Raw genomic sequence first — 20,785 nt, 5'->3', positions numbered from 1 at the left:
TTGGGTTTTTCTGTTTGACACTAATTTCGGCCCGGTGCTATAGTCCGGCAAAAGCCATGGGAACGTTTCCACACACGTGCCCTCGAAATGGCAGCCGATCATGGAGACGAGACGAGATGGTTGCAGTCCGCAGGCTGGCGCTTGTCGCCTGGCTGTGCGCATCCGCTGCGGCGGCGCATGCCGGTCCGCGCGCCGAGGTAATCCACTGGTGGACCTCGGGAGGCGAGTCGGCCGCGGTGCGCGAGGTCGCCCAGGCCTACCGCGACGCCGGCGGCAGCTGGATCGACAGCGCCATCGCCGGCGGCGACCAGTCGCGCGCCGTCACCATCAACCGTATCATCGGCGGCAATCCGCCGACCGCCGCCCAGTTCAACACCTCCAAGCAGTTCCTCGACATCATCGAGGAAGACATGCTGAACAACGTCGACGAGCTCGCGCGCCGGCAGAACTGGGACCAGGTGCTTCCCGAACCCATCGTCGGCGTCATCAAGGTCAATGGCCACTGGTACGCGGCGCCGATGAACATCCATATGCAGACCTGGCTGTGGTACTCGAAGTCGGCGTTCGAGAAGGCCGGCATCGCCAGGGAGCCCGCCAGCGTCGACGAACTGTTCGCCGCGCTCGACAAGCTGAAGGCCGCCGGCCTGATCCCCCTGGCGCACGGCGGCCAGTCCTGGCAGGAAGTGATCCTGTTCTCCAGCATGCTGTCGAACCTGGGCGGACGCGATCTGTACCTGAAGGTGATCCGCGACCGCGACCAGGCCGCGATCCATTCCGCCGCCTTCCGCAAGGTGCTTCTGGCGTACAAGCGCCTGCAGTCCTATGTCGATCCCGGCTCGCCGGGCCGCAACTGGAACGACGCCACGGCGCTGGTGATTGCCGGCCGCGCCGGCATCCAGATCATGGGCGACTGGGCCAAGGGCGAATTCACCAACGCGGGCCAGACCGCGGGCCGGCAGTACGGCTGCCTCCCGGGACTCGCCGCCGACAGTCCCTACCTGATCCAGGGCGACGTGTTCGTGTTCCCGAAGACCGACGACCCGGACGCCGTGCGCGCCCAGAAGCTGATGGCGAGAGTGGTCGAGCAGCCCGCCGTGCAGCTCCGCTTCAGCAAGCTGAAGGGTTCGCTGCCGGTGCGCCCGGACCTCGACGCCAGCGGGCTCGACGTCTGCGCGCAGAAGGGCATGGCGATCCTGCGCGACCGCGCGCGCCCGCTCGGCGTGGCCGAGGTCTACCTGACCCCGGACCAGAACGGCGCCCTGCAGGACGTGCTGACCGCCTACTGGAATACCAGCATGCCGGTCGAGAAGGCGCAAAAAAGCATCGCTTCGGCGCTGCGCTACTAGGATGCGCCGCTGAGATGAAGACCAGGCGCACCCTCACACCCTACGCGGCGCTGCTGCCCATGTTCGTCACCGTGCTGGTCGGCTATATCGGCGCGGCGGTCTGGACACTCGGTATGTCGATGACCGCGTCGCGCACCTTCCCGTCGCGGCACTTCATCGGCCTGGCCCAGTACCAGCGCCTGTTCGACAACGAGCGCTGGATGCTCTCGCTGCACAACCTGGCGGTGTACGGCTTGCTGTTCGTGTTCGCCTGCCTGGTGATCGGCTTCCTGCTGGCGGTCTTCATCGACCAGAACGTGAGCGGGGAGGGCGTGCTGCGGACCGTCTTCCTCTATCCTATGCGATGTCCTTCGTCGCCACCGGCCTTGTCTGGCAGTGGCTGCTGCAGCCGGGGGACGGGATCGATTCCGCCGTGCGTGCGCTCGGCTGGCACGGCTTTCGTCTCGACTGGATCGTCGACCAGGACCTGGCGATCTACACGGTGGTGATCGCCACCGTATGGCAGGCGTCCGGGCTGGTGATGGCGCTGATGCTGGCCGGCCTGCGCGGCGTCGACCCCGAGATCTGGAAAGCCGCGCGCCTGGACGGCATCCCGGCCTGGCGCGTCTACCTGCAGATCGTCCTGCCGATGCTGTGGCCCACCATCGCGACGGTGCTGCTGCTGCTCGCGACGGCGGTCGTGAAGCTGTACGACGCCGTGGTCGCGATGACCCAGGGCGGTCCCGGCATCGCCAGCGAAGTGCCGGCCAAGTTCATCATGGACCACCTGTTCCTGCGTTCGAACGTCGGGCTGGCATCCGCCGGCGCGGTCGTGCTGCTGGTCCCGGTGCTGGCGCTGCTCGCGCCCTATGCCTATGCTCGCAGCCGCCAGGAGGCCGCATGAATCCGCACACCGTGGCCCATTCGCTGCCGGCGGCGGCCGCCGACAAGCGCGCGCCGAGCCGCGCGCGCCGGCGCCGCCTGACGCCGGCGCGCATCGGCATCTACGCCTTTCTGGTCGGCGCCGCACTGTTCTTCCTGCTGCCGCTGTACGTCATGATCGTCACCTCGCTCAAGAGCATGGACGAGATCCGCCACGGCGGCATCTTCGCGTTGCCCCTCGGCGCGACGCTCGAGCCCTGGCGCCAGGCCTGGAGCACGGTCTGCACCGGCGCCGCCTGCGAGGGCTTGCGCACCGGCTTCTGGAATTCGGTGGCGATCGCCGTGCCCTCGACCGTGCTGCCGATCCTGGTCGGCGCGGTCAACGGCTATGCGCTGTCGTTCTGGCGGCCGCGCCACGCGAACCTGTTCTTTGGCGTGCTGATGGCCGGCGCCTTCGTGCCGGTGCAGGTCATGATCTACCCGCTGGTGCGGGTGCTGGCCCTGGCCGGCGTGTTCGGCTCGCTGCCGGCGATCGTGCTGGTGCACCTGGTGTTCGGCATGCCGATGATGACCCTGCTGTTCCGGAATTACTACTGCTCGGTCCCGCGGGAGCTGTTCCAGGCCGCGCGGGTCGACGGCGCCGGCTTCTGGCGTATTTTCTTGCGCATCATGCTGCCGATGTCGCTGCCGATCGTCGTGGTGGCCGCCATCATCCAGGTGACCGGCGTGTGGAACGACTACATCCTGGGCCTGGTGTTCGCCGGCCGCGAGAACCTGCCGATGACCGTCCAGCTGAACAACGTGATCAACACCACCACCGGCACCCGCCTGTACAACGTGAACATGGCGGCGACCATCCTCACCGCGCTGGTGCCGCTGACCCTGTATTTCGCATCCGGACGCTGGTTCGTGCGCGGCATCGCCGCCGGCGCGATCAAGGGCTGAGGGCGAGGGCCGAGAGAACGACATGGCGAACGTGAACCTGCGCAAACTGAACATCAAGCTGGGTGGGAAGTGCATCATCCGCGACCTCGACCTGCAGGTCGAGCCGGGCGAATTCCTCGTGCTGCTGGGACCCTCGGGCTGCGGCAAGTCGACCCTGCTGCACAGCATCGCCGGCCTGGTCGACCTCGACGCCGGCGCGATCGAGATCGCCGGGCGCGACATGACGGACGCCGACCCCAGCGAGCGCGGGATCGGCATGGTGTTCCAGTCCTACGCCCTGTACCCGACCATGAGCGTGGAAGACAATATGTCCTTCGGGCTGCGCATCGCCGGCACGCCGAAGGCCGAGATACGGCGCCGCGTCGCGCATGCGGCCGAAATGCTGCAGCTCGGCGCGCTGCTGGACCGCAGGCCGTCCCAGCTCTCCGGCGGCCAGCGCCAGCGGGTGGCGATCGGCCGCGCGCTGGTGCGCCAGGCCCGGGTCTTCCTGTTCGACGAGCCGCTGTCGAACCTGGACGCCAAGCTGCGCGCCGAACTGCGCCGCGAGCTGAAGCTGCTGCACCAGAAGCTCGGCTCGACCATGATCTACGTGACCCACGACCAGGTCGAGGCGATGACCCTGGCCTCGCGCATCGTCGTGATGGAGAAGGGCCAGGTGCAGCAGATCGGTACGCCGCTCGACGTGTACGAGCGCCCGGCGAACCGCTTCGTGGCGGGCTTCCTCGGCGCGCCGCCGATGGCCTTCGTCGAGGGCCGGCTGGACGGCGCGGGACGCTTCGGCGCGGGCGCGCTGCTTGTGGCGCCGGGCCCGGGCTGTTGCGCGGGCGGCGTGACGGAGCGCAGCGCGGTGCTGGGCGTGCGTCCCGAGCATGTGGCGATCCGCGCGGATGGCGACATGGCGGGCACGGTGTCGCTGGTCGAGCCGATGGGGAACCACCAGGTGGTGTGGATCCGCTGCGGCGCGCACCTGCTGGCCTCGCTGGTGCACGACGACTCCAGCTACGCGCCGGGCCAGGCGCTGCGCTTCGCGGTGGATGCGAACCGGGTGTCGCTGTTCGATCCGGCCTCGGGAAACCGCCTGTAAAGGGCGGGCTTGCGCTATGCTTGCTGTTTTGACAGAATTTGAACGTGAATCGGAAGTGAGGATCTGCCTGTGGCCACTATCAAGGATGTAGCGAAGCTCGCCGGCGTCGGTCTGGGCACGGCCTCGCGCGTGGTCAGCGGCAAGGGCTCGGTGTCGCCGGCCACGCTGGCCAAGGTCAGGAAGGCCATCGACGAACTGGGCTTCCGGCCCTCGCACGCCGCGCGCGCGCTGCTGTCCGGTTCCAGCCGCATGATCGGGGTCTACATCCCGGTGCTGAGCGGGACCTTCTACACGCCGATCCTGCAGATCATCGACACCGAGCTGCGCGCGGCCGGCCTGCACATGGTGCTGGCCTTCGGCGTCGGACTCGGCGACGAGCGGCGCCAGGCGATCGAAGGCATCGAGTTCCTGATCGAACGCGGTTGCGACGGCCTGATGGTGATGACCGGCGCACTGCAGGAAGAGGATATCGCTTCGCTGGGCCTGAAGGCCGGGCAGCTGGTGGCGCTGAACCACAGCTTCGAGAGCATCGCCGATCAGTGCTTCACGGTCGACCACATGCTGGGCGGACGCCTGGCGGCGCGCGCGCTGCTGGACCACAAGCACACCCGCATCGCCGTGGTCGAAGGCCCGCGCCGCCTCGCCGACAATATCGCCCGTATCGAGGGCTTCACGGCCGAGCTGCGCGAGAACGGCATCGATCCCGGCAGGATCTGGCGCGTCGAGAGCGACTTTTCGCCGGCCGGCGGCTGGGCCGCGGCGAAGGAACTGCTCGAATCGTCCTACGAGTGCAGCGCGCTGTTCTGCGCCAACGACGAGATGGCGGTGGGCGCGCTGTCCTACTTCCAGGAGGCCGGCCTGCGTGTGCCGCACGACCTGTCGGTGATCGGCTACGACGACACGCCCAGCGCGGCGTTCTCGGCGCCGCGCCTGACCTCCGTGCACATGCCATGGCGCGAGATGACCCAGAACGGCATCAATGCGCTGCTCAACCTGTGCTACGACATGCAGCGCCCGGTCACCCGGGATTTTCCGGTCAGCGTGACCCTGCGCGCGTCCCTGGCCAAGGCCGCGGGCGGCAGGCGAAAGGCAGCCTGAAAGCGCCGCCAGAGGCGCTTTTTTTTGACGGGATGCTGGAAAGCTTTCCAAACGAATCGAGAATACCACCGACTGAAACGAGACCATGAGCACACCGACCCGACCCGACCCGCAGGCGCCGCAGCGCGCCGATTTTGCCGCCGACTTCCTGTGGGGCTGCGCCACCTCGTCCTACCAGATCGAGGGCGCCGCGCGCGAAGACGGACGTGTCGAATCGATCTGGGACCGCTTCGCCGCCACCCCCGGCCGGATCAAGGACGGTTCGAGCGGGGAGGTCGCCTGCGACCACTACCACCGCTGGCCGGAAGACCTCGATATCGCACGCGCGCTGGGCCTGAACGCCTACCGTTTCTCGATCGCCTGGCCGCGGATCTTTTCCGAGGTCGGCGGCAAGCCGAACCAGAAGGGCCTGGACTTCTATTCGCGCCTGGTCGACGGCATGCTGGAGCGCGGCCTGCAGCCCTGGGCCACGCTGTACCACTGGGACCTGCCGCAGTACCTGCAGGACCGCGGCGGCTGGAACGAGCGCGCCACCGTCGACGCCTTCGTCGAACTGGCGGACGCCATGACGCGCACCCTCGGCGACCGCGTCAAGCACTGGATCACGCATAACGAACCCTGGTGCACGGCCATCATCGGCAACTTCGAGGGCTGGCATGCGCCGGGCCTGACCGACTTCAAGACCGCGCTGCAGGTCAGCCACCACGTGCTGCTCTCGCACGGCAAGTCGGTGCCGGTGATCCGCGCCAACGTCCCGGACGCCAGGGTCGGCATCTCGCTCAGCCTGCACCCCTTGCGCCCGGCCAGTCCGAACCCGCGCGACATCGCGGCGATGGAGCGCCACGACGGCCTGCGCTACCGCTGGTTCCTCGATCCGCTGTACGGCCGCGGCTACCCGCGCAAGATCCTGGAACTGGTCGGCGACCAGGCGCCGGTGGTGCTGCCGGGCGACCTCGACGCGATCGCCGCCAGGACCGATTTCCTGGGCGTGAATTACTACTTCCCCGAAACCATCGCCGACGAGCCGGGCCACGCGCCGCTGGATGCGCGGGTCCTGCCGCCGAGCGGTACCGACATCACGGGCATGGGCTGGCCGGTCGAGCCGCAGGGACTGGCCGAGCTGCTGGCGCGGGTCGACCGGGACTACCATCCCGGGCCGCTCTATGTTACCGAAAACGGCTCCTGCTACGACGACACGGTCGGTCCGGACGGCAGCGTGCACGACACCGAGCGCCGCGACTACCTGGTGCGCCACCTGGGTGCGCTGCGCGATGCGGTCAGGGACGGCGTTCCGGTGCAGGGGTATTTTGCCTGGAGCCTGGTCGACAACTTCGAATGGGCCGAAGGCTACCGGAAGCGTTTCGGCCTGGTCCACATCGACTATGCCACGCAGCAGCGGCGCCTGAAGGACAGCGCGCACTGGTACCGGTCCTTCCTGGAGTAGGCCTTCTTGTTGACATGGGGAGTAATTCCCTTCACTATTGTCGCGTTGCGTTGGAATCGTTTCCAATCACGGTTCCGGCAGCTCGAAAAACAGAATAGAGTGGAGACCTCCCGCATGCACAAGCCCCTCCGTTTCGGCGCACTGGCAATCGCCGTCGCGCTGACCCTGCCGGCCATCGGCGCCGAGCCGGTCGCCGAGCAGAAGCTCACCGACTGGCCGCACATCGCCAGCGAATTCAGGAAAGACCCGGCGCTCGAGGCGCGCGTGGCCGAGATTCTCGCCAGGATGACGCTGGCGCAGAAGATCGGCCAGATGACCCAGCCCGAGATCAAGTCGGTCACGCCCGACGAGGTGCGCAAGTACTACCTCGGCTCGGTACTGAACGGCGGCGGCAGCTGGCCGAACAACGACAAGCACGCCAGGGCCGCGGACTGGCTGGCGATGGCGAACGCCTTCTACGACGCTTCGATGGCGACCGACATGCCCATCAAGGTACCCGTGGTGTGGGGCACCGACGCCGTCCACGGCCACAACAACGTGTATGGCGCCACCATGTTCCCCCACAATATCGGCCTGGGCGCGGCGCGCGATCCGGCGCTGATCGGCGAGATCGGCGCGGCGACGGCGAAGGCGGTGCGCGCCACCGGCATCGCCTGGGTATTCGGCCCGACCCTGGCGGTGGTGCGCGACGACCGCTGGGGCCGCACTTACGAGAGCTATTCCGAGGACCCCTTGCTGGTGAAGCGCTATGCCGGCGTGTACGTGAAGGGCATGCAGGACCACTTCAGGAAAGACTACAACACCATCGCCACCGCCAAGCACTTCATGGGCGACGGCGGCACCGACCAGGGCAAGGACCGCGGCGTCAACAAGTCCACGGCGCTCGACATGATGAACATCCATGCCCAGGGCTATTACACGGCGCTGGCGGCCGGCGCCCAGGCCGTGATGGCGTCCTTCAACAGCTGGGACGATGTAGCGGCCGGGAAGAACTACGGCAAGATCCACGGCAGTCGCGACATGCTCACCGGGATCCTGAAGGAGAAGATGGGCTTCGACGGCTTCGTCGTCACCGACTGGAACGGCCACGGCGAGGTGCCGGGCTGCTCGGCCGCCAGCTGCGTCCAGGCGATCAACGCCGGGGTCGACATGGTGATGGTCACGGACGAATGGAAAGACTTCATCAAGAACACCATGGCCGACGTCGAGGCGGGGCGCATTCCGATGGCGCGCATCGACGACGCCGTCACCCGCATCCTGCGCGTCAAGCTGCGCGCCGGCCTGTTCGGCAAGCGGCCATCGCAGAACGCCTATGCCGGCAAGGATGAGGCCCTGCAGGCGCGCGGGCTGGCGCGCCGCGCCGTGCGCGAATCGCTGGTGCTGCTGAAGAACGAGGGCCCGGCGCTTCCGCTGGCCGCCGGCAAGAAGCTGCTGGTGGTCGGCAAGGCCGCCGACAGCATGGCCCACCAGACCGGCGGCTGGGCGCTGACCTGGCAGGGCACCACCAATACCAACGCCGACTTCCCGAACGCCGACACCATCCTGGCCGGCATCCGCGCCGCCGCCGGCGCGGCCGAGGTCAGCTTCAGCCCCGACGGCAAGGGCGTGAACCCGGCCGACTACGACGCCGTGATCGCCGTGATCGGCGAAGGCCCCTACGCGGAAGGCGACGGCGACATCGGCCCGTCCGGCACCCTGCGCCACAGCAGCCGCTATCCCGAAGACCTGGCGGTGCTGCAGCAGGTGGCAGGGAAGGGCCGGCCGGTGGTGACGGTATTCCTGTCCGGGCGGCCGCTGTGGGTGAACGACCTGCTGAACCTCTCGGACACCTTCGTCGCGGCGTGGCTGCCGGGCACCGAAGGCAAGGGCGTGGCCGACCTGCTGGTCGCGTCGAAGGGCGGCAAGGCCCTGGACTTCCGCGGCACGCTGTCCTTCTCCTGGCCGAAGACCGTCTGCCAGACCCCGCTGAACGTCGGCGACCCCGGCTATGCGCCGCTGTTCGCCTACGGCTATGGCCTGCGCAAGGGCATGCGCTCGCACCTCGGCCAGCTGGACACGACCTACCCGGCGGGCGGCTGCGGCTCCTCGCAAATCTATCCGCTGTACGGCCAAGCCGACCGCGCCAGCTTCCCGCTGCAGTTGCGCAGCGGGGCCGCGGTCCAGCCGCTCGGCGCCGACCTGAACGCCACCGTCAGCCTGCCGGGCATCACGGTCGCGACCAGCCAGATCAACACCCAGCAGGACGCCAAGATGGTCACCTGGAGCGGCCCCGCCAGCTTCGAAGCGCACGGCGCGAAGCCGCTGGCGCTGCCGGCCGCCGCGGCCAAGGATGCGGCGCTGCGCTTCGACACCATCGTGCAGGCGGCGCCCGCCGGCAGGGTGACGGTTGCGATGGGCGGCACGGCGCTCGACGCTACCGCGCTGTTCGGGCGCCTGGCCGGCAAGGGCAAGCAGGCGGTCAAGATTCCGCTGGCCTGCTTCACGGCCAAGGGACTGGACCTGGACAAGGTGGATACGCCGTTCAGCGTCAGCAGTACCGGCGCCTTCGCGGCCGCCTTCGGGAATATCGATGCGGTCGGCGGCGCGGCCGGCGACCAGGACGCGGTGCGCTGCGAGGAGCTGCGATGAGCGTCGACGGCTATCGGCTGCTTGCCGACATCGGCGGTACCAATGCCCGCTTCGCGCTCCAGCGGGCGGGGGCGGAAGGCTTCGCCGACGTCGAAGTGCTGGCCTGCGCCGACTACCCGGCGATCGGCAACGCGGTGCGCGACTATCTTGCGCGCGCCGGGGCGCGTGGACTGGCGGCCGACGGCATCCGGCATGCCGCGCTCGCCATCGCCAACCCGGTCGAAGGGGACGATGTCAGCATGACGAATCACTGCTGGCGCTTTTCGATCGGGGCGCTGCAGGCCGAACTGAAGCTGGACACGCTGCTGGTGGTGAACGATTTCGCGGCGCTGGCGATGTCGCTGCCGCACCTGAAGGCGGAGCAGCGCGAACGCATCGGCGGCGGCGGGAACGCCGGACAGGCAAACAAGCCGATCGGCCTGATCGGGCCGGGCACGGGCCTCGGGGTCTCCGGCGTGATCCCTTGCGGCGAGCGCTGGATCGCGCTGGCGGGCGAGGGCGGCCACGTCAGCTTCGCGCCCGTGAACCGGCAGGAAGTGAAGATCCTGGAAGCGCTGTGGGACGAGTACGGCCATGTGTCCGCCGAACGCCTGCTGTCCGGGCTGGGCCTGGAACTGATCCACCGCGCCCTGGCCGGGCAGCGCCTGGACGCGCCCGAGATCACCCGGCGCGCGCTGGACGGCAGCAGCATTGCCTGCCGCGAGACCGTCGAGGCCTTCTGCGCGGTACTGGGCAGCGTGGCCGGCAACGTCGCCCTGACCCTGGGCGCGACCGGCGGCATGTATATCGGCGGCGGCATCGTGCCGCGCCTGGGCAGCCTGTTCCACGCCTCCCGCTTCCGCGAGCGCTTCGAGGGCAAGGGACGTTTGTCGCCTTACCTGGCGCGGATCCCGACCTGGCTGATCGTCGAGGAGTATCCGGCCCTGCGCGGCGTGGCGGCGATGCTCGACCAGTCGCTGCATGCATAACGATCGATAACGACAACAAGTATCACGGAGACACCATGGCTCAATCCGCACCTAACGCAGCACACAAGCCGGCGCTCGCGCCGACGGCGCCGGCCGGCGCCGCGAACAACACCGGTCCGCTGGTGATCGTCACCATCCTGTTCTTCATGTGGGGCCTCCTGACCTCGCTGAACGACGTCCTGATCCCGCACCTGAAGGCGATCTACACGCTCAGCTACGTCCAGGCGATGCTGGTGCAGTTCTGCTTCTTCGGCGCCTACTTCATCGTCTCGGTGCCGGCCGGCGCCCTGATCCGCAGGCTGGGCTACCAGAAGGGCGCCGTCACGGGCCTGCTGATCGCGGCGGTCGGCTGCGCGCTGTTCTACCCCGCCTCGAAGAGCGGCTATGGACTGTTCCTGTTCGCCTTCTTCGTGCTGGCCAGCGGCATCACCGTGTTGCAGGTGGCGGCGAATCCCTACGTGACCGTGCTCGGCCCGGCCAGCACGGCGTCGAGCCGGCTCACCCTGACCCAGGCCTTCAACTCGCTCGGCACCACGGTGGCGCCGGCGGTCGGCGGGATGCTGATCCTGTCCGCCGCCACGGTCGGCGCCGACCGGCTGGCGGCCATGAACGCCGCCGAGCTGGCGGCCTACCGCGCGCATGAGGCGGCCAGCGTGCAAGGCCCGTATCTTGCGCTGGCGGCGGCGCTGGCCATCCTGGCGATGCTGTTCGCGCTGGCGCGCCTGCCGCAGATCGCGCATGGCGAGGAAAGTACCGCCGCGGCCAGCGGCAAGGCGTCGGCGCTGGCCTACCGCCACCTGGTGCTGGGCGCGGTCGCCATCTTCCTGTACGTGGGCGGCGAGGTCAGCATCGGCAGCTTCCTGGTCAACTTCCTGGGCGAGCGCCAGATCGCCGGCCTGGTGCCTTCGGTGGCCGCCGGCTACGTCAGCCTGTACTGGGGCGGCGCCCTGGTCGGCCGCTTCATCGGCTTTGCCGTGATGCGTTACGTCAGCCCGGGCAAGAGCCTGGCCTTCAACGCGCTGCTCGCCATCGCCCTGGTGCTGACCGGGATCTTCGGCCAGGGCAAGGTGGCGATGTGGGCGATCCTGTCGGTGGGCCTGTTCAATTCGATCATGTTCCCGACCATCTTCAGCATGGCCCTGCATGGCCTCGGCCGCCACACCGGCCAGGGTTCGGGCATCCTGTGCATGGCCATCGTCGGCGGCGCCATCGTGCCCTTCGTGCAGGGCGCGCTGGCGGACTCGATCGGCCTGCAGACCTCCTTCTTCGTGCCGGCGGCCTGCTATGGCTTCATCCTGTATTTCGGACTCAGGTACGCCAGGCTGCACCGCGAGGCGGACGCGCCGGCCTGACTTCTTCACGGTTCCTGCGCAGCATTTCCCAGCGGCGTGCCTGCATGCCGCTGGGTTTTTTATTTGTTTTGCGGTAAGATAGCGCACCCATTGGGGAGTAGCCTGCTCGCGGATCCTTCGCGAGTTCCCGTATCAACATACTCGTCGCCTCCCTGGCGACGTGGTACGGGCAGCCGTCTCGGTTGGCAAGACCTTTGGCATACCGCGCGCTTTTGACCGGGCCGTGCGGCGTGCCTTCGTCATTGCCCGGCCAGCGAGAAATTCATGAATGTAGCCGCCACGCTCGCCATTGCGCTTGCGATGTCCACCGACGCCTTTGCCGTCGCCATCGGCAAGGGCGCAGCCCTGCACCGCCCCCATCTCAAGGAAGCCCTGCGCACCGGGTTGATCTTCGGCGTGATCGAAGGCCTGACCCCGCTCGTCGGCTGGGCCTTCGGCAGGGTCGCGGCGCCCTATGTCGAGGCCTGGGATCACTGGATCGCCTTCACCCTGCTGGGCGTGCTGGGCCTGCGCATGATCTACGCCAGCCTGACCGCCGACGACGAGGAAGAGGAAAAGCCGAGCAGCCATTCCTTCTGGCTGCTGGCGATCACCGGCGTCGCCACCAGCATCGACGCCATGGTGGTCGGGGCCAGCCTGGCCTTCATCGACGCCAACATCTTCACCACCGCCGGGGCGATCGGCCTCGCGACCTTCACGATGGTCACCATCGGCGTGATGCTGGGCCGCGGCCTGGGCCACCTGGTCGGCAAGCGCGCGGAGCTGGTCGGCGGACTGGTGCTGATTGCGATCGGAGGGGCGATCCTGTACGAGCACCTGGGTGCCGGTTGAGGATCGCCCGCGTCCCGGAGCAGGCGCGGCGCGCGCGCCTTAGAGCGTCGCCCCGCAGTAGCGCTCCACATACTCCTGGTGCGACGGCAGCTGCGCCGCGGTCCGCTCCACATGCTTGCGGATCCCCTCCAGGAAGCCGTTCAGCTCCTCGTCGCCCATCAGGTCCGCGCTGGGGTGGTGCTGCTCGGGCATGATGCCCTGGCCCAGCATCACCTGGATCCACGAATTCTCGGCGAACAGTTCGTTCAGCACGCGGAAGGATCGTCCCGTTTCCCGGAACATGTCGATGCGGTGCTGCAGCGGCGCCGGCACCGCCATCTCGGCGGCGTCCTTCCAGTAGGGCGTGTCGCGGCGCTCGGTGACCTTGTAGTGCAGGATGATGAAGTCGCGGATGGATTCGATCTCGGACCAGGCCTGGGCGTTGAATTCGTCGACTTCGCTTTTCCGGATGCCTTGTGACGGGAAGTTCTGCAACAGGCGCACGATCGAGCGCTGGATCAGGTGGATGCTGGTCGACTCGATCGGCTCCAGAAAGCCGCTCGACAGGCCGATCGCCACGCAGTTGTGCGACCAGGTCTGCTTGCGCTGGCCCGGCTTGAAGCGGATCACGCGCGGCTCGGTCAGCGCCTTGCCTTCGATATTCCCGAGCAGGGTCGCCTGCGCCCTGGCATCGTCGATGTAGCGGCTGGCGTAGACGATGCCGTTGCCGACCCGGTGCTGCAGCGGGATGCGCCACTGCCAGCCCCAGTCGTGGGCCATCGAGCGGGTCAGCGGCAGGGCGGGACCCATGCGTTCGGTCTGGACCGCGATGGCGCTGTCGTTGAACAGCCACTGCGACCAGTCCTCGTAGCCGACGCCCAGGGTCTGGCCGAGCAGCAGCGAGCGAAAACCCGTGCAGTCGATGAACAGGTCGCCCTCGATGCGGGTGCCGGAGTCGAGCACCAGGGCGCTGATGTCGCCGCTCGCCGGATCGGTATCGACCTTCGCGATCTTCGCCTCGATGCGCTCGACGCCGAAGTGCTCGCTGAAGCGGCGCAGGAAGCGCGCGTAGCGGCCGGCGTCCAGGTGGTACGCATAGTTCAGGCCATCGTTCGGCAAGTGGGCGAATTTCCCTTCCAGCGAGGCCTTCAGCTCGAGGCAGTAGTCGCCATAGTCGCGCGCCAGGCCCTTGCTGCGGCCCTTCATCCAGAAATGCTGGAAGCCGGCGGTGAAGTGGTCGGTGCCGGTGCTGCCGAAGGAGTGGATGTAATCCTTGCCGCGATCGCGCCAGCTCTCGAAACTGATGCCCAGCTTGAAGGTCGCCTGGGTCGCCGCCATGAATTCGCGCTCGTCGATGTCGAGCAGCCGGTGGAAGTGGACCAGGGTCGGGATGGTCGCTTCGCCGACGCCGACGGTGCCGATCTCGTCGGACTCGACCAGCTTGATGTCGATGACCTTGCCGAGCGTGCGCGAAAGCGCCGCCGCCGTCATCCAGCCGGCGGTGCCGCCGCCCGCGATGACGATGCGGCGAATGGGCTTGTGCTGTTGTTGCATGGGTGTCTCCTCCCTGGTTCTTATCGGTTGATCCGCTTGAGCAGCGTGCCGCGCAAGGCCCGCGCGCGGTCTTCGTCGAGCGGCGCCAGCGCATGGCGCGCGTGCGGCGGCAGGTGCGCCACGCTTTCCTCGCCGGGCTCGAAGATGTAGTGGCGGAACACCTCCTGCCAGGCGCGCCGCTGCTCCGGCGGCAGCTCGCGCATGGTCAGCAGGGCCAGCATCAGCGCATTCGTCGGCGTATCCATGTAGTCCGGCGACTGGCGCCACCAGTAGTTCACCAGCACGTTGAAGGCGCTCAGGGCCTCCACGTGGTGCCACCACATCGACGGGATGAAGATGGCGTCCCCCGGTTCCAGTTCGCCCACCTGGGCGTGCTGCAAGGCGTCGCGAAAGCGCGGGAAGCGCTGGTAGTCCGGCGCGGCGAAGTCGACCAGGCTGATGGCCTGGCCGGCCGGGTTGAAGTCGAGCGGGCCGACGTAGAGGTTCGCCAGCTGGTCGGGCGGGAACAGCGTGAAGCGCCGGCGTCCGGCCGCCACCACCGCCAGGTTGTCCGGCAGGTCGTAGTGGGCGGCGATCCGGGTCTGGTTGCCGATCCAGATGCTGGCCAGGGCGTCGCGCCCACCGAGGTCGATGTCGTTTTCCGCGCGCAGGCCGGGCAGGGCGGTGTCGATGGTGGTCGAGCCGACGTAGATCGCGGCCGGACGCGGCTTGTTCCGGTAGCCTTTCATCTCGTCGAGCACGGCGTCCAGCCGCGCACGCGCCGAGTAGTAGTTGAAACCGGTCAGGTCCTGGTTGTAGAAGAAGCGTCCTTCGATCTCCGGCTTGCCGAGCATGGCGCCGACGGTGGCGTCGCGGTAGAAGCGGCGCAGGTAGGCGTCGGCGGCGTCGATGGAGCTGCGCGCGGCCTCGACCAGCGGCCAGTGCGCGGCCAGGCCGCGAACGATGTAGGGTTCGGTGGCGCGCAGGAGCTCGTCCGGCAGGCCTGGCCCGCGGACGTCCAGCTCCCGGATCCGCTTATCGATGCGCAGCATTGGCGCGATTCTTCCGTTCGATCAGCCCGCGGAACTGCGACAGCGAGGCCACCGCCATGTAGATCGCCTGCAGGTAGCCGACTTCGTGCAGCCATCCGAGCTGCTCGGGCTTCAGCGCGGCCAGGCGCTCTTCGTGGATCGTGTAGAAACCGGCAAGGCGGTTCTGCGAGCCGTCGTCGAGTTCGATGTCGAGCACGAAGGATTCCAGCAGCTCGAGGCGCAGCAGGGCTTCAATGAAGCCTTTCGAGGTCTCCAGGCCGTCGTGGATCGAACGCAGCACGCGGCTGATGCGCTCCAGGTATTCGCTGCTGCCGCCGTAGGACAGGAACAGCGGCTCGCCTTCACTGGTGCTGACGCGCGGGCTGTCGAGGTCGACGTGGATCATCAGTTCGTCTTCCGCACCGTCCGCCGGGCGTCCGATGAGGAAGGGCTGGCGCTCGACGGTCAGCGGAATGTAGGGGGCGTCCCAGGCGCTTCCATTGCCGCTGCGGCCGCCGTCCAGGAACAGGTTCTCGCCCTGCTGGAAGCCGAACAGCGCGATCGGGTCGAAGCCGGTCCCGTCGTGGTTCTTCGCGAACACGATCGGATAGTGAGCCTGCAGCTCGCGGAACTCGGCCGGGAAGGTGAGGGCCGACATGACTGCGTCGCCATAGGCCGCGCCGCGCGCGGTGACGATGCGCAGCTGCTTGTGTTCGATGTTGTTCAGGAGGGCGTGATTGGGCATGGTGTCTCTTGTTTATCGGTTTTAAATGCGCTGCAGGCCATGCTGGCGGATATGGTCGAGCAGTTCGCGGTTCGAAGGCAGGGCCGGCAGCATGCGTGCGGTCAGGCGGGCGGCCTCGCGGAAAAAGCCGTCGGCCAGGTCGGGACGGTCCGAGGCTCGCGGCGCCGTCTCCGTCGCGAAGCCCATCCCGTACAGGATGTACTGCCAGCTCGCGGACGGGAACACTTCCTCGATGCGCGAAAAATCGCGGCGCGAGGGCGGGCGCGTGCGCCATAGCTGCAGCAGTGCCTGCAGCCGGTCGGGAATCGAGGCCGCCGCGCGGTGCTCGATCCAGTAAGCGGTATCGCTGCGCTTCGACAGCACGTAGTGCAGCTTGAGGAAGTCGATCACCCGCTGCCAGCGGTAGGTGAAGGCTTCGTTGAAGCGGCTTGCAACGGTATCCATCTGGGCGCGCGTGGCCGGCATGTCGTCGGCCAGCCAGGCGGCCGACAGCTCGACCAGGGCCAGGGCCGACGCTTCCAGCGGTTCGATGAAGCCGCTTGATAAGCCGATCGCGACCACGTTACGGTGCCAGAAGCGCTCGCGGTAGCCGGGTTCGAAGCTCAGTTTGCGCGGCGAAGGCATGTCCGCCGGGCCGCCGGTCGCCGCCACATAGGCGCGCAGCTGGCGCTCGGCCTCGTCGTCGCTGGAATGCGCGCTGGAATACACGTGGCCGATGCCGCGCCGGCCGGGCAGGCCGATGTCCCAGATCCAGCCGTTCGGCTGCGCCGTGGAGGTGGTCTGCGAGGCGATCGGCGCATCCCCGCTCGCATACGGGACCTGCACGGCCAGCGCGCTGTCGTTGAACAGCACGTGGCGCTGGTGCAGCAGGGGCACGCCGTAGTGCTTGCCGAGCAGGAGGGACTGCATGCCGGTGCAGTCGACGAACAGGTCTCCCTCGACCACGCCGCCGCCGTGCAGGACCAGCGCCCCGATATCGCCGTCCGGGTGCGGGCGGATGGCCTCGACGTGGTCGACCACATGCCGCACGCCCAGCTTGGTCACGCAGTGGTCGCGCAGGAAGACGCCGAACTTGCCGGCGTCGAGGTGGTAGCCGTAGTTGGCGACCGCCGCGAATTCCGGCGTGGCGGCCTGCTTGGGGGCGCGTCCGTGCACGCACAGGTGCGGCTGGAAGCTGACCAGGTCGGCGAAGGGAACGTCAGGGTGCGACTGCCGCCAGGCGCCGGCCAGGTTGGCCTCGCCATGGCCCTGGGGCAGGACGAAGGGGTGGAAATAGTAGTCGCCGGCGGCGCCGTCGAGCTTGCCGGTACGCCAGCCGTCGAAGCGCGAGCCCTGCTTGAACGAGGCGTCGCACTCGCGGAAGAAATCGGATTCGGACACGCCGATGCGGTGCAGGGTATCGCGCATCGACGGCCAGGTGCCTTCGCCGACGCCGATGGCGGGCACCGCCGGGGACTCGACCAGGGTCACGCGCAGCGGATGTTCGGCAGCCAGTACGCCAGCCACCAGCCAGCCGGCGGAGCCGCCGCCAACGATCACGATGTGCTTGATCGCCTCACTCATATTATTTTCCATACGACAAATCCTGGCTGCCTGAGTCTACCCGAAAAAAGCACGGCCGAGTCAACCCCGGCCGTGCCTGTTCAAGACCGTTGCGAACCGATCAGAACTTGTAGCGTGCGCCCAGCATGTAGCGCGCGCCGGTCTGCGTCACGTACTCGGCCATTTCCTTGGCGCGGCCGTGGCTGCGGGACGTCTCGTTGGTCAGGTTGATCGCCTCGAACTGCACGCTCAGCTTCGGCGTGACGTTGTAGCCCACGCTCAGGTCCAGCTGGCCGTAAGGCTCGACGTAGATCGGGTTCGGACCGGCCGAGTCGAAGGTCGAGGCCAGGAATTCGCCGCGCCAGTTGTAGGCGAGGCGGCTGCTCCACTTGTCGTTCTCGAAGATGCCGACCACGTTGTACGAGTTCGACAGGCCGACCAGCGCGAACTGTTCGCCGACCGACTTGTTGTCGTAGCGCAGGCCCGAGTGGACGTAGGTGTAGTTGGCGGACACGCCGAAGCCGCTGTTCGCGAACATGTGCTGGACGTTGAATTCCAGGCCGTTCAGGCTTGCCTTCTTCTGGTTCGAGAAGGAGGTGATCCGGAAGTTGGCGACCGGGTCGTTGGCCTGGCCGACGATGGTGCCGGTGGCGTTGCCGGTGCCGTCATCCGGGCCGCGCGTCACGCCCGGTGCGGTCGGGTGATTGCGGAAGATGTAGTTGCGGATGCAGACCGTGTCGCCGGTGGTGCAGCCATTTGCCAGCGCCTCGTTCCACAGCGCGCCGCCGACCGGGGTGTGCAGGTTGAAGGGCTGGGCGATGACCTGCGACTGGCCGGCGTAGTTGTCCAGGTCCTTGTAGAACGCGTTCACCGAGGCGAAGCTCTGCTTGGCGTAGTACCACTCGAAGGACAGGTCGAGGTTCTTCGACTTGACCGGCTTCAGGCCCGGGTTGCCCTGGGAGCCGGTGCCGCCTTCGATGCGGGCCAGGGTATTCAGGATCTGGCCGCCGGCGATCTGGTCGTAGCGCGGACGGCCGATGGTCTCGCCGTAGCTCGCGCGCACCTTCATGTCGGGCGTGACGTCCATGTCCCAGTCGACGCTCGGCAGCAGGTTGTGGTATTTGCCGGTCAGCGTGGTGAAGGTCGGCGCGCCGAAGTTCACCGGGAACTCGTTGGCGGACACCCAGCTGATCGTCGTCGCGGCAGGCACCAGCGCGGTCGAGGTGACGTCGGTCTTCTCGTAGCGCACGCCGATCGCGGTGTGCATCGGCATCGCGGTATCCCAGTCCGTGTTCAGCTGCAGGTAGAGGTTCTTGGTCTCTTCCTTGGTGCGCTGGTCGGTGTCGAACGCGGTCTTCGCGCGGTACAGGTCCGGCAGGCCGGAGGCCTTGGCGGCCGCCTCGCGCACCTCGTTGAAATTGAAGGTCCGGAAGTTCGTGAACAGGTTCGGGTTGCCGCTGCCGTCGATCTGGTCGAAGTAGCCGCGCAGGTCGGCCGCGTGCCACAGGCTGGCCGGATAGTCGGACGCCTTGGTGGCGCCGCCCCAGGTGTCGCGCTGGTTGTTCGACAGGGCCGAGCGGTTGTCGACCTTGATCGAGCCGAGGCCGAAGTTCAGGTTCGACGTTTCCAGCATGCGCAGGCGGCCCTTGAGCTGGACCTGGTCGATCTTGCCCTTCATGTAGCCGTTCTGGAAGTTCGAGCCGGTCACCTGCTGCGGCGCTTTATTGTAGTCGGCGCCGGCGATGCTCAGTACCGGGAAGTCCTTCGAGAAGTCGGCCGAGGTGTCGCCGCGCGAGAAGCTCGCGGTGCCGAGGACGTTGAAGGAGCCGTAGGGGCTGTCGGCCATCGACTCGGCGGTCGAGTGGTGGGCGTCGAATTCCAGCTTCAGGTCGTTGGTGGCGCGGTACTGGGCGTTGAAGCCGAGCGACTTGTTGTCGGTCTTGGTGGCGAAGTTGCCGCCGCCCATGGCGACGTCGCTGTTACCGGCCGGGATTTGCTCGGTATATACCAGCGGCGCGGCGATCGGGCCGTTGGTCCAGCTCGAGGTCGACGGACCGAAGTTGAACCAGGCCGAGACATCGTTGCGCTTGGTCTGCAGCTTGTTCTCGGAGTAGGTGTAGTCCAGGGTGGTGACCAGTTCCTTGACCGGGGCAAACTGCAGGGTCAGCTGGCCGTTGGTGCGCTGGCGCTTGACGCCGGTGAAGCTGTAGTTCAGGTTCTGCGGCACCAGGTAGACATCGGTCGGCTTCGGATGGTTGGTGGCGCCGGTGGCCGGGATCGCGCCCCAGGTCTGCTCATCGCCGCGGAACGGGCCTTTCCAGCCGCTCGAGACGGACGCCTGGTTGTAGCCCGAGTTGCGCTCCTGGTAGCTGGCGCTGATGCCCAGGCCCCATTTGCCGTCCTTGCTGGTGGTGGTGTAGATGCCCGAGAATTCCGGCGTGGTGGAATTGCTGGCCTTGTCATCCCCCGGCAGGTTCTCGTTCGAGCGGTCGTGCACGGCCTTGACGCCGATGCTCGAGTAGGTGCCCAGGCGGTCCAGCGGACGCGCGGTGATGACGTTGATGGTGGCGCCGATGCCGCCGGTCGGGGTTTCGGCGCGGCTGGTCTTGTAGACCTGCAGTTGCGAGATCGCTTCCGAAGCCAGGTTCGAGAAGTCGAAGGCGCGGCCGTTCAGGTCGCCGAGGTTCGAGGTCGGCATCTGGCGGCCGTTCAGCAGCACCATGTTGAAGTCGGGGCCGATGCCGCGCACGGTGACCTTCTGGCCTTCACCGTTGCTGCGGTCGATCGACACGCCCGAGATGCGCTGCAGCGACTCGGCCAGGTTGGTATCCGGGAACTTGCCCATGTCTTCGGCAACGATGCCGTCGACGATACCATCCGAGTTGCGCTTCAGGTTGAGCGACGAGGCCATCGACTGGCGGATGCCGCTCACGACGACGGTCTGTACGGCGCCGTCCTGCGCCGGGGCATCGGCGGTCGGGTTGCTGGTCTGATCCTGGGCGTAGCCCGGTGCGACAAACGCCGCGCAGGCGCCGGCGACGGCCAGGCAGATCAGTTTTTGGTTTGCCTTGGGGTAATGCATAGGTCTCCTCTGTTGTTCTTTGTGTAATCGTTTGGCACGTCACCGCTTTTGCACCCGGTTTTAACTCATCTGGAACCGTTTGGAAACGTTTCCATATCAGTTGTCTGAATCTTATGTTCACCAAAAAAAATTGTCAACGGGTTATTCTGCTTTTCGCAAGAAGCGCGGGGCGGACGCAACACTGCCTGCGGGCCCCCCGGGCTCGGTGAGGAAGCGCGGCCGTGTTTGACATGGTTTTTTGCAAAATGTTAAAGTCGCCGTCGTTCTGGGAACGTTTCCAGATACACCCGCAAATACGCAAGGAATGGGAGACGAC

14 protein-coding genes, 1 pseudogene and 1 riboswitch are annotated in these 20,785 nt (G+C 67.3%); of the genes and pseudogenes, 10 read left to right on the top strand and 5 right to left on the bottom strand.

Annotated elements, in window-relative coordinates; all coding sequences use genetic code 11:
- The first annotated feature begins 116 nt into the window (after positions 1 to 116).
- The 10 genes and pseudogenes from AM586_RS02945 to mntP all read left to right on the top strand — a co-directional run bounded on the left by AM586_RS02945 (position 117) and on the right by mntP (position 12,557).
- The gene (locus AM586_RS02945) at positions 117 to 1,346 is read left to right on the top strand and encodes an ABC transporter substrate-binding protein (protein ID WP_047825283.1); all 1,230 of its coding nucleotides are present in this window, start codon (positions 117 to 119) and stop codon (positions 1,344 to 1,346) included.
- 14 nt (positions 1,347 to 1,360) lie between these two features.
- Positions 1,361 to 2,229, top strand: a pseudogene (locus AM586_RS02940) (carbohydrate ABC transporter permease).
- A complete protein-coding gene (locus AM586_RS02935) occupies positions 2,226 to 3,152 on the top strand; it encodes a carbohydrate ABC transporter permease (RefSeq protein ID WP_082439614.1) in 927 nt (308 codons plus the stop codon). The pseudogene AM586_RS02940 and the gene AM586_RS02935 overlap by 4 nt, the downstream one beginning before the upstream one ends.
- 22 nt (positions 3,153 to 3,174) lie before the next feature.
- Positions 3,175 to 4,236 carry an ABC transporter ATP-binding protein gene (locus AM586_RS02930; RefSeq protein WP_047825282.1) on the top strand — a complete coding sequence of 354 codons (1,062 nt, stop codon included), beginning with the start codon at positions 3,175 to 3,177 and terminating at the stop codon, positions 4,234 to 4,236.
- Between the two features lie 69 nt (positions 4,237 to 4,305).
- On the top strand, positions 4,306 to 5,334 hold the full coding sequence (locus tag AM586_RS02925; protein WP_047825281.1) for a LacI family DNA-binding transcriptional regulator: 1,029 nt from the start codon (positions 4,306 to 4,308) through the stop codon (positions 5,332 to 5,334).
- A gap of 85 nt (positions 5,335 to 5,419) precedes the next feature.
- Complete coding sequence (locus tag AM586_RS02920; protein ID WP_047825280.1) at positions 5,420 to 6,778, top strand: GH1 family beta-glucosidase; 1,359 nt, start codon at positions 5,420 to 5,422, stop codon at positions 6,776 to 6,778.
- A 114-nt stretch (positions 6,779 to 6,892) separates the two neighbouring features.
- Positions 6,893 to 9,406: a glycoside hydrolase family 3 protein gene (locus tag AM586_RS02915; protein ID WP_047825279.1), complete on the top strand. Its 2,514-nt coding sequence runs from the start codon at positions 6,893 to 6,895 to the stop codon at positions 9,404 to 9,406.
- A complete protein-coding gene (locus tag AM586_RS02910) occupies positions 9,403 to 10,374 on the top strand; it encodes a glucokinase (RefSeq protein ID WP_047825278.1) in 972 nt (323 codons plus the stop codon). Before AM586_RS02915 ends, AM586_RS02910 begins: the two co-directional genes overlap by 4 nt.
- A 35-nt stretch (positions 10,375 to 10,409) precedes the next feature.
- Positions 10,410 to 11,726 carry an L-fucose:H+ symporter permease gene (gene fucP / locus AM586_RS02905; RefSeq protein WP_047825277.1) on the top strand — a complete coding sequence of 439 codons (1,317 nt, stop codon included), beginning with the start codon at positions 10,410 to 10,412 and terminating at the stop codon, positions 11,724 to 11,726.
- Between the two features lie 80 nt (positions 11,727 to 11,806).
- Positions 11,807 to 11,980: riboswitch (yybP-ykoY riboswitch) on the top strand.
- 10 nt (positions 11,981 to 11,990) lie between these two features.
- The gene (gene mntP / locus AM586_RS02900) at positions 11,991 to 12,557 is read left to right on the top strand and encodes a manganese efflux pump MntP (protein WP_047825276.1); all 567 of its coding nucleotides are present in this window, start codon (positions 11,991 to 11,993) and stop codon (positions 12,555 to 12,557) included.
- Positions 12,558 to 12,596: 39 nt separating this feature from the next.
- On the opposite strand, the gene AM586_RS02895 is transcribed toward mntP, so the two are convergent.
- The 5 genes from AM586_RS02895 to AM586_RS02875 all read right to left on the bottom strand — a co-directional run bounded on the left by AM586_RS02895 (position 12,597) and on the right by AM586_RS02875 (position 20,469).
- The gene (locus tag AM586_RS02895) at positions 12,597 to 14,090 is read right to left on the bottom strand and encodes a tryptophan halogenase family protein (RefSeq protein ID WP_047825275.1); all 1,494 of its coding nucleotides are present in this window, start codon (positions 14,088 to 14,090) and stop codon (positions 12,597 to 12,599) included.
- Positions 14,091 to 14,110: 20 nt separating this feature from the next.
- On the bottom strand, positions 14,111 to 15,121 hold the full coding sequence (locus AM586_RS02890) for a cupin-like domain-containing protein (protein ID WP_052233974.1): 1,011 nt from the start codon (positions 15,119 to 15,121) through the stop codon (positions 14,111 to 14,113).
- Complete coding sequence (locus AM586_RS02885; RefSeq protein ID WP_047825274.1) at positions 15,105 to 15,845, bottom strand: SapC family protein; 741 nt, start codon at positions 15,843 to 15,845, stop codon at positions 15,105 to 15,107. Before AM586_RS02885 ends, AM586_RS02890 begins: the two co-directional genes overlap by 17 nt.
- 21 nt (positions 15,846 to 15,866) lie before the next feature.
- On the bottom strand, positions 15,867 to 17,408 hold the full coding sequence (locus tag AM586_RS02880) for a tryptophan halogenase family protein (RefSeq protein WP_047825273.1): 1,542 nt from the start codon (positions 17,406 to 17,408) through the stop codon (positions 15,867 to 15,869).
- Positions 17,409 to 17,508: 100 nt separating this feature from the next.
- Complete coding sequence (locus AM586_RS02875) at positions 17,509 to 20,469, bottom strand: TonB-dependent receptor (RefSeq protein WP_060566901.1); 2,961 nt, start codon at positions 20,467 to 20,469, stop codon at positions 17,509 to 17,511.
- Positions 20,470 to 20,785 lie beyond the last annotated feature (316 nt).

It is taken from the genome of Massilia sp. WG5 (assembly GCF_001412595.2).
Taxonomy (GTDB): Bacteria; Pseudomonadota; Gammaproteobacteria; order Burkholderiales; family Burkholderiaceae_D; genus Telluria.
The sequence above is the reverse complement of the archived record's forward strand: the minus strand, read 5'-3'. Positions and strand labels throughout refer to the sequence as shown.

What these genes read in the sequence shown, in the direction of transcription:
- AM586_RS02945 (WP_047825283.1), top strand. Translation starts at nt 117, where the DNA reads ATGGTTGCAGTCCGCAGGCTGGCGCTTGTCGCCTGGCTGTGCGCATCC.
- AM586_RS02935 (WP_082439614.1), top strand. Translation starts at nt 2,226, where the DNA reads ATGAATCCGCACACCGTGGCCCATTCGCTGCCGGCGGCGGCCGCCGAC.
- AM586_RS02930 (WP_047825282.1), top strand. Translation starts at nt 3,175, where the DNA reads ATGGCGAACGTGAACCTGCGCAAACTGAACATCAAGCTGGGTGGGAAG.
- AM586_RS02920 (WP_047825280.1), top strand. Translation starts at nt 5,420, where the DNA reads ATGAGCACACCGACCCGACCCGACCCGCAGGCGCCGCAGCGCGCCGAT.
- AM586_RS02915 (WP_047825279.1), top strand. Translation starts at nt 6,893, where the DNA reads ATGCACAAGCCCCTCCGTTTCGGCGCACTGGCAATCGCCGTCGCGCTG.
- AM586_RS02910 (WP_047825278.1), top strand. Translation starts at nt 9,403, where the DNA reads ATGAGCGTCGACGGCTATCGGCTGCTTGCCGACATCGGCGGTACCAAT.
- fucP (WP_047825277.1), top strand. Translation starts at nt 10,410, where the DNA reads ATGGCTCAATCCGCACCTAACGCAGCACACAAGCCGGCGCTCGCGCCG.
- mntP (WP_047825276.1), top strand. Translation starts at nt 11,991, where the DNA reads ATGAATGTAGCCGCCACGCTCGCCATTGCGCTTGCGATGTCCACCGAC.
- AM586_RS02895 (WP_047825275.1), bottom strand. Translation starts at nt 14,090, where the DNA reads ATGCAACAACAGCACAAGCCCATTCGCCGCATCGTCATCGCGGGCGGC.
- AM586_RS02890 (WP_052233974.1), bottom strand. Translation starts at nt 15,121, where the DNA reads ATGCTGCGCATCGATAAGCGGATCCGGGAGCTGGACGTCCGCGGGCCA.
- AM586_RS02885 (WP_047825274.1), bottom strand. Translation starts at nt 15,845, where the DNA reads ATGCCCAATCACGCCCTCCTGAACAACATCGAACACAAGCAGCTGCGC.
- AM586_RS02880 (WP_047825273.1), bottom strand. Translation starts at nt 17,408, where the DNA reads ATGAGTGAGGCGATCAAGCACATCGTGATCGTTGGCGGCGGCTCCGCC.
- AM586_RS02875 (WP_060566901.1), bottom strand. Translation starts at nt 20,469, where the DNA reads ATGCATTACCCCAAGGCAAACCAAAAACTGATCTGCCTGGCCGTCGCC.